The following is an 8,386-nucleotide window of genomic DNA, read 5'->3' as shown; positions in this document are numbered from 1 at the left end:
AAAGAGCGTCTGGCGACTTTGTACGGTATTGCCTTAAAGAATTTTTTTCAGTATTGGAACATATTTCAGCAACCGAATACACAGGAACGAGCAGAGAAACGTTCCAACGGAAAGTGCCAGGATCATAAAAAATCCGCCATGCATATAGGGATTCCATTTCCAGACCACAAGCACCAGTTTCAGAAACAGCATGTGTATCAAATAAACACCGAACGAACACTGATCGATCTGATGTAAAATCCAATAGAGCACTTTAGGTGCTTTCTTTTCTCTGTAGGACATCAGCCCGAAAATTCCGGCAGACTGCAATACGATCAACGGGAATGCATAACTGGTAAGAAGTTCTGACAATGCGGCGATGGACTTTTTCTCACTAAGAATTGTCAGACAGGCAACTGCAATTGTTCCCACAGAAGCCAGAAGAATCATCAGCCACGGCTTTTTGCAAATGCGTTTTTGCATAAAAGCATCACCCAAGAAAAGATAAAGGGGATAGACGCTATAAACACAAATATAGAATGCTGTCGATTTTTCTGTTAGTGTTTGCAACATTGGCAGCAGCGATAGAAACACCAGATAAACGCTTAACAAGTAGTACGTATCTTTTGAGTTGAGGGAAGCAGCAATTTTCCGATAAAACGGCAGCAGCAAATACAATGCTGTAATCAGATACAAGTACCACATGTGCTTCCAGCCGCTTCCGGTCACTGCATTTTGCAACCCATAAAGAATCGTTTTGAACTGAATGCCGCTTTCGCCGGTAGCATCGTCAAAAATCTGAAAGACTGCGGAGAACAGTACCAGTGCAGCCAGCACTCGCGGGATATACTTTCGGAATATCTTCCGATATGTCACTTCCCGTGCTGAATCCAGAAGCAGTGCACCGCTGACCATGACAAAACAGGGAACAGCCCACATCATGAGATTTCTCGTCGTCAAAGCGGCAATTTTTGCAGTATGATCCGGTGCGTAAACACTGGCGGCATAGAACGTATGCAGTATGACAATGGCAATGCAGGCAATTGCACGCAATTCCGAGAGAAAGAAAATTTCACGTCGTTTTGTGATTTCCATTAGTTAAATAATCCCTCATCTCCAAGGCAGCCATTATTCGGATCCGCAGCATCATTATTGTTTGCCGGTGTTTCGTCCGCCGGTGTATTTTCTACCGGAGCAGCTGCCGGTGTTTCGTCATAAGATTCTTCCGGTTCTACATAGACGGGCTGCTGTTCCTGATAGCCGTCCTCAGCTGCCACTTCTTCTGCATCTTGTGCAGCCGGCTCTGTTTCTGCACTCGTCTGTACCTGCATCTGTTCTGCTTCCTTTGTATTTACCTCGGTTTGAGAGGAAACAGAAGTGTATACCAGATAAGCAATTTCATCTTCCCAGTGGATCTCCGCAGCTTCTACATCATCAAACGGGAACTGATGCAGCTCTGCTGTAGTACCGTCAGAGAATGTCAGCTGGATCGTGTATTCCGGAGTCAAAATCTTGTCGGAATCTGTTTCTTCCGCAGCGTTGGCAGCGATTGCCTCTGTTGCATCATAGTAAAGAACACGTTCTTCATCTGCGGCAAAAACATCACTGTCTTTCATCATGTTTTCGGGGAATTCGCTTTGAGAACTGTCCTTGATCGCCACGCCGGAGATTTCCTTTCCGGTTGCATTTTTCAGCGTCACGTTGTAAACGTGTTCGCCTTCTGCCTTTTCGCCAATCGTTTTCAGTTCCGGTTCTGTCGGGGCTTCGGTAGCCGGTTCAGTTTCTTCTGTGGTAGCAGTAGCGACCGTTGCTGCTGTAGTTTCTTCAGTTGCAGATTCACTGGAAGACGACTTCTCCTGACTGCACCCAGTCAAAAATACACCCGCTGCCAAAAATGCGGCAAGCCATGTCATGTAAGTTTTCTTCATTTTTCTTCTCCATTCCCAAGTTGTGTTTTCTCAGTTCATTACAGAACCACGATTGTATCTCCATGTACCAGACTGTCCATATGTGATCTGGTATCCATTTCGTTTGGTTTCATTGGTAAAGTCGGGGTCAAATACATAAGTAGTTCCGTTGATTTCAATTTCCACCCAAGAGTGCGGACCATATCCGCCGCTTCTCAACGGAACGCTGCCGGAAATCTGTTTTGCGTCATAGCCGAGTTCCCGTGCCATTTCGCAGAATGTAGCTGCCATAACATAGCAATTTCCGGTTTTGCAGGTGAATCCATAATTTGCGTAATATTCCGTTCCCGGAGCAGCTGTCGCCGTGTACTTGGAATACTTCATGCCGGCAGACCACTGGAACGCCGCTTTCAGATCCCAGCCTACCTGATTCAGAACAGCCGCAGCTTTCGGATAGCGATTTTTCTTGTCTACAATACCATTCTTTTTGCAAAGCTGTTTGAACTCAGCACTCTCATAGAAGGCATTTCGAACTGTATCGCGGGAAGTACCATTGTCCAAAGCGTTTTTCCACGAAGAAAAGCCTCTGCTGTCGGCAGTTCTTCCGAAAATTGCCGTATAAAGGTCGTTGACATACTGTGCATTACTGGTATTTTTGTTGTGATATTCCTGCGATTTGAAGAATCCGTCTGCCAGTTCCGCACCAGAACCGGTAGTGATCGTCTTTTTGACCCAGTTTTCCACTTCTGTCCCCGCAGGCGTTCTTCCCAGAATCTGATAACAGCCAGCAACCATTTTTGCCACGCCGGGGTGCTTGTCCCGTTCTTCAGTCAGTGTAATATTTCCGCTGGAAATACCGCCCGCAGAACAAGTCTTTTTGAATTCTGCCGAAGATGCAAACTGTGCCATCAGATAATTGCGGGAAACACCGTTGCTCAAAACATTTTTCCACGATTGCACCTCAGAAGTATTGCAGCTGCGGCCGAAAAACGCCTGATAGAGGTCTGCAATATAATCTGCATCACTGGCATTCTTGCTTTTGTTCTGATACTCACGGGATTGCAGGATATTTTTGACCAGTGCAGTTCCGGAACCGCCGTTTCTGGTTTTAGAAATCCATTGGTTGATCTCGCTGCCACTTGGCGTTCTGTCCAGAACAGCATAACAGTTCACAACCATTTTCGCAACATTCGGATACTTGTCACGTTCTTCTGTCAATGCAATACTGCCGCGTGTCACGCCGTAAGAAGCACACAGATTTGTGAATTCAGTGGAATTGGAAAAGCCATGCATCAGATAGTTTTTAGAAACGCCCTGCTGATAAATAATCAGCCAGTGCTGAATTTCCGAACTGCTTCCGGTTCGATTCAAGAAAACCTGATACAAATTAGCGATATACACTTCATCACTGAGCTGTCTGTTCTGATATTCCTTGCTGTTCAAAAATCCCTTAACAGCATCTACCGCAGAAATGCTGTCGCTGCTGATCCTGTCATGCCAATTTTTTAAGCCGGCAGAATCCGGTTCCCGTTCCAAGCACACGTTGTACAGCCGGTTGACAAATGCCGTGACAGAATCTTCTGCGATATCCTCCGGTGCATCCGTCTGCGGAATTTCTTCCGTTCCAGTTTCAACATCTGCCGCAGCCATTTCTGTTTCCGCTTCTGCGGTTGTAACTTCCACAGCTTCCGAACCGGAAAGTTCCGTTTGCACTTCTGCTCCCGGAGTTTCTGGGATTTCTGCCGCTTCTGTTGCAGTCGTTTCTTCTGTTGCTTCCTGCACCATTTCCGTTTCCGGCGGCATAGTTTCTGCTGCCATAGCGACAATCGGGCAAGTGTTTACCACAATTACGCCAGTCAGCATTGCAGCAAGAATTTGCTTCTGAAGATGCTTCTTTTTCATAAACGCCTCTGATCTCCCTTGTAATTGATTTGGACAGCCAAATCGATTCCGCATATTTTCAAGCCAAAACAGTTCTCATAGAATTTAACGCATAAAACAATGATTTTGTGACAAGCGAAATTCTTGTTTTGGCTGGATGTCCCAATATGCGGAATCGAATCTGGTAATTTATCCTTATTCATATTATACCATAAGCAAATCGCAAAGAAAAGCAGTAAAATAATTCCTGGTTAATTTTTTAAACAGTTTCTGGAAGAAGAAAGTCGGAACAGAGTATATTCCATACTCTGTTCCGACTTCTTTTGCCTATAGCTGCGATATATTGCCTTACTTCTTGTTTATCCGATCATGCTCCGCAGCAATCCCAGATCTAAACCATTCACCGTGCCGTCTGCCGTTGTATCAGCCAGTTCTGCCTGTTCCTCTGTCAGTATATCGATTCCCAACAAATATTTCTGCAAAACCACTATATCTGCCGTGTTGACAACGCCGTCCTGATTCACATCACCCGAAATTGTCTGAGAAATGATGCCCTTGACATCACACAATTCCACAATTTTCACTGTGCCACTCGGAGAGGAAACTGCAACAGAATAAACCCCGCAGTCCTCCTGCGTATTTGCTGTAACGGTATAGGCTTTTTCCGTTGCTCCGTCAATTGCTTCTCCATTGTGGTACCACTGGTAAGAAAGCCCCGTTCCAGAGGTTTCCGGTGTCAGCAGCATGGTGTCCTTTTCTGCAAGGTAAACTGTCTGCTTTGCGGAATACACATCAAAATTGTCCTGTAAAATATAGCTGTCCGCGTTGACAGAACCAGCATTTACCCACGAATTTGCCTGATCCTGAATGGTCACACTGATGTTGGAAATTTCAGTTCCAGCCTTCAAATCTACCAGTTCTCCCAAAGGGATCCGAAATTCGACTTTTCTGCCGCCGTGCTTCTGGACACATCCGCTGGGAACACCATTGTTGAAATACACAAATCCGTTTCCCTGATAGTAGATCCAGCACCGTTTGCCACTTGTTTTGTTCTGGAATGAAAGGTTGTACACCGGAGAAGCAGCATCATATGTCAAATCAGCAAAGACGTATAAATATTGGTCGTTGTTAGTGATGTACAGCTGATTGCCATTATCGTCTGTGACAGTGCACTTGTCCTCCGCATATTCCGTGTCATTGCTGGAGATACCGTCTACAACAGAAAGGTTCTGATAAGTGTAGACAGAGCCGTCAGAATGGGGGAGTTCCTGTTCTGTGTTGATCTGATAAAAGTCGTTGTCTGTCTGCGGCTTATCAGATTCCGTTGCAGAAAAGCTACCCAGATAATTGGCACCCAGAGCAGAGTTCCAGGTATCATGATTGGCAAACTGTATAGAACGAACGTTAGTTTCGCTGATGTCGTTTTCTCCCGTGGAAAGTTTCAGATAGACATTCCACTTGCCGGCTTCAATGCCTGCGGGAAGCTTCAGGTCGAATTCCGGAGAAACAGTTGTGCAGGAATACCACTGGTTTGCATTGGCATCAACAGCTGTCCGGATATAATTCCCGTCCTTTTCCAGAATGATCTCTGCCTTTTGCTGCATAATCGGGTTGGCAAAACCGGTATTCTCAATTTTGGTGCAAACTTTCAAAATACCGTTTTGCTCCACGCTTTCGCTCAAATCGGAATCCCGCAGCACAAAACGATACCCAATGTGATCCCGTATGAATTTGAAAACCGTTTCCCCATAGTAAGCACTGTTGTCTACGTTCTCTACATCATATTCTTTTCCGAAAGTGTAATCCTGATACAGTTTAAAAATATTCGAATTGATATAACTCAAGTGCGAATAATACATTTCCGGCACCGCATTTTCCGGAAGATATGTATCGTACTGTTTGGCAAAGTCCAGATTTCCGGAAAACTCTCCGCCATAATAGGAGGTATATGTCTGCTGCCGCAGCCACTTCAAATCTCGTTCACGATTGTGAAACGTTCCCAGGTCGGAATCAGAACCCATGTAACCGTCGTTGTACAATCCCACACGGGAAGCCTTGCTGTTCGGTTCCAGCACATATTCTCCCAGTTCCGATTCCTCAATGCCGGCCCATTTGGCAAAGATATTCGGTGTTCTTACAGTTACCGGAATCGGGTCAGGAACCACATCTAACAACAGATCCAGCAGCTTCGCCTTGTCTTCCAAAGAGCAGTATTTTCCGCCCCATTGTTCGCCGTAGCAACCCACAAAGCCGCTTTCTACATAGGCAATAATGTCCTTGTAATCTTCCAGAAAACCGTCTTTCCGTATTTGTTCGATATGCTTGCACATCTGCTCAAAAGTAGCCGGTTCAGGATTGCGGACACCATTCGCATCATACCGAAAACGAATACCAATGGTACAGCCGTTTTTGCGGCAGTTTTCCAATGTTTTTCGGAAGTTTGTAAAGAACGTTTCGTCCAGATCATAGTCCGTACCAGCGGTATAATTGCCGCTGTCGTCAGTCGTTCCGTTTGCTCCGCTGGAAAAGCCGCCAATGTCCACAAAGAGCACCACCAGACTAGCAGTCGGGTTGTACACCTTGGTGTCGTTAGGCTTGCAGCTGACCGCAACACCAGAACTGTATCCGGCTCCCGGATTCCCAAGTGTTTCCGTAGATTCCGTGTAATCAATGCCAGAATCCAAGAGTACTTCTTCCGCACCGACAGTGGCTTTCGGCAGCATGGCAGAACCGCAGAGCAGTGCCAGTGCAGCAGCTATGATTTTTGTGAACTTCATACAGTTTTCCTCCAATATAAAAATTTAGTTTTGTGTATATTTTATTGTACCATAGAAGCCCCAGTTTCGTCAAGACATAATTCGACTTTTTTCCGAAACAACTTTACAAACCGTTTCCCGCATGGTATAATAAAAATATCGCAGAAACAGGAGGTGCCGTTTTGGACTACTTTGAGAACACAACACGCATTACAGAAGACGGATACGCTGCAATTTTACAGATGCAGAAGAAACAGCACTGCATTATCTGCCGTGCCATTGGAATTCTGCTGGCAATACCGTTTTTGGAACGGCTGATCTATCGGGGAATTTTGTTGGAAATTGGCGATACGGCAGACTTTCACCTTGGATTTTTGGATTTCTTATTTTTACTGTTGCTGGCAGCCGCCTTTTGGATGTGGCATCTACCGAAAAAACAGATACAAGACCGCATTCGCCGCACAAGGAAAAAACTGGATCTGCAGGCAGTCAATCAGTACACTTTTTTACCGGAATGTATCCGCATGATGAGTACTTCCTCCTTGGAAAAATACCAGCTGGAATATGAGAACCTGACATGGATTCGATGCGATAAACGGTGGATCGTTCTATATTTTGCCCGTCAGGATTTCACCATGTTGATCGACAAGCAAGGCTTCACCCACGGAACTGCAAATGCCTGTCTGGCTTTTTTGAAGAACAAGCAAGAGGGCAGATGAGATTCAAGGCAATACTGCACAAATTTTAAGGAGAGAAAATAATGGCCGAAGACAAAAAAGATATAAAAATTTCATTTTGTGGATATAATAAAAATACAACAGTAGGTGAAATTAGAAAGGATTTTGAAAATCTGGAAACTGCGAAAAGTAAAGTGAACGAATATCGTAAAACAAAATATCAAAACGCAAACGAGGAAAAAATTGATAAATCTACATCTCGTATCACCGTTTGGGACTTCGCTCGGTGAGTTGATTCCACAAAAATTGGAGAATGCACGGCTGTCGATCACTTCGTTCATGACTGCCATGTCTGCGAGATTGTAGACATTCTGCAATATGAATATTCTCAGCATCAATTCCAATGGGTATGGTTTATTGCCAAGTTCTCCTTTGTAACAACTCGGCTGTATCAGTTCAAAAAATGTTTCCCATGGTATGATTGTTTCAAGCTTTTCTAAAAATTCTTTTTTATTGGTTCTGGCTGCACCAAGTTCATCGTTGATTTCTGCCAGCGTCATTTGTCTTTCCATATAGTCATTTGTCTTTCCATATATCTATTATATCATATTTTTGCTTGTTTGGCAATTGTGCGGTGTTGCCTTAGGGATGCTCATTTATAGTTGAAAAAATATATGTACGATTGAGTTCAGTACATTGGAGGTCTTTATTATGGCGTTTGTAAACAAAAAGTTATCAATTTCTGAGAAGAAAAAGATATCAGATATGAAGATAAAAAATCCCTACGGAAACTATAGGGATATAATGGAAGGAATCACACCTTCATATATCACAATAGACAATAGCAGTAATATGTGGTTATCTCATTGTTATACACACAAAGAAACTTTAGAATGTATTGAAGAATTTATATTTATGTATAATGGACAACCAATTCCTGTTCAAGCTAAAAAAAGAATTAATGGCAAGAATGTCATTTGGGAAATCAGTCGTATTGATATTTCAGTAAACATGATAGTAGAAGATCATAAATTGATTAATTCCCTAGTAGCAGCGTTTAAAGTGTATAATACGACAGGATGGCCAGAGGAAAATAACGAAGCGGTAAGTGTTATTTGTGATCTGGGAAAGGAAGATGAGGTATAATCTATACTATAAATGAGCATCCCAACACCGTTTTCGTGAA

7 protein-coding genes and 1 pseudogene are annotated in these 8,386 nt (G+C 43.8%); 3 read left to right on the top strand and 5 right to left on the bottom strand.

The window, feature by feature from the left end; translation table 11 throughout:
* Window positions 1–33: 33 nt before the first annotated feature.
* The 4 genes from RUMCAL_RS06415 to RUMCAL_RS06400 all read right to left on the bottom strand — a co-directional run bounded on the left by RUMCAL_RS06415 (window position 34) and on the right by RUMCAL_RS06400 (window position 6,544).
* Window positions 34–1,074: an acyltransferase gene (locus RUMCAL_RS06415; RefSeq protein ID WP_021681863.1), complete on the bottom strand. Its 1,041-nt coding sequence runs from the start codon at window positions 1,072–1,074 to the stop codon at window positions 34–36.
* Window positions 1,074–1,907, bottom strand: coding sequence for a hypothetical protein (locus RUMCAL_RS06410; protein ID WP_021681862.1), 834 nt, complete (start codon window positions 1,905–1,907; stop codon window positions 1,074–1,076). Before RUMCAL_RS06410 ends, RUMCAL_RS06415 begins: the two co-directional genes overlap by 1 nt.
* A gap of 30 nt (window positions 1,908–1,937) precedes the next feature.
* A complete protein-coding gene (locus RUMCAL_RS14535; protein ID WP_021681861.1) occupies window positions 1,938–3,788 on the bottom strand; it encodes a DUF4214 domain-containing protein in 1,851 nt (616 codons plus the stop codon).
* A gap of 338 nt (window positions 3,789–4,126) precedes the next feature.
* A complete protein-coding gene (locus RUMCAL_RS06400; protein WP_021681859.1) occupies window positions 4,127–6,544 on the bottom strand; it encodes a DUF4832 domain-containing protein in 2,418 nt (805 codons plus the stop codon).
* 161 nt (window positions 6,545–6,705) lie between these two features.
* Between RUMCAL_RS06400 and RUMCAL_RS06395 the strand changes: the two genes are divergently transcribed.
* Both RUMCAL_RS06395 and RUMCAL_RS16485 read left to right on the top strand, forming a co-directional pair.
* Window positions 6,706–7,242, top strand: a complete 537-nt coding sequence (locus tag RUMCAL_RS06395; protein ID WP_021681858.1) for a hypothetical protein — start codon at window positions 6,706–6,708, stop codon at window positions 7,240–7,242.
* A gap of 41 nt (window positions 7,243–7,283) precedes the next feature.
* Window positions 7,284–7,490, top strand: coding sequence for a hypothetical protein (locus tag RUMCAL_RS16485; RefSeq protein ID WP_040647323.1), 207 nt, complete (start codon window positions 7,284–7,286; stop codon window positions 7,488–7,490).
* Window positions 7,491–7,505: 15 nt separating this feature from the next.
* Here the strand turns inward: RUMCAL_RS16485 and RUMCAL_RS16945 are convergent.
* A pseudogene (locus tag RUMCAL_RS16945) lies at window positions 7,506–7,760 on the bottom strand (transposase); the annotation flags it as partial.
* Between the two features lie 151 nt (window positions 7,761–7,911).
* On the opposite strand from RUMCAL_RS16945, the gene RUMCAL_RS06385 reads away from it, so the two are divergent.
* A complete protein-coding gene (locus tag RUMCAL_RS06385; protein WP_021681856.1) occupies window positions 7,912–8,346 on the top strand; it encodes a hypothetical protein in 435 nt (144 codons plus the stop codon).
* The last annotated feature ends 40 nt before the right edge of the window (window positions 8,347–8,386 follow it).

Origin of the sequence: Ruminococcus callidus ATCC 27760 (assembly GCF_000468015.1) — a bacterium.
GTDB classification, from domain to species: Bacteria; Bacillota; Clostridia; order Oscillospirales; family Ruminococcaceae; genus Ruminococcus_C; species Ruminococcus_C callidus.
Note: the sequence above shows the minus strand (reverse complement) of the source record. Positions and strands in the feature narration are given on the sequence as shown.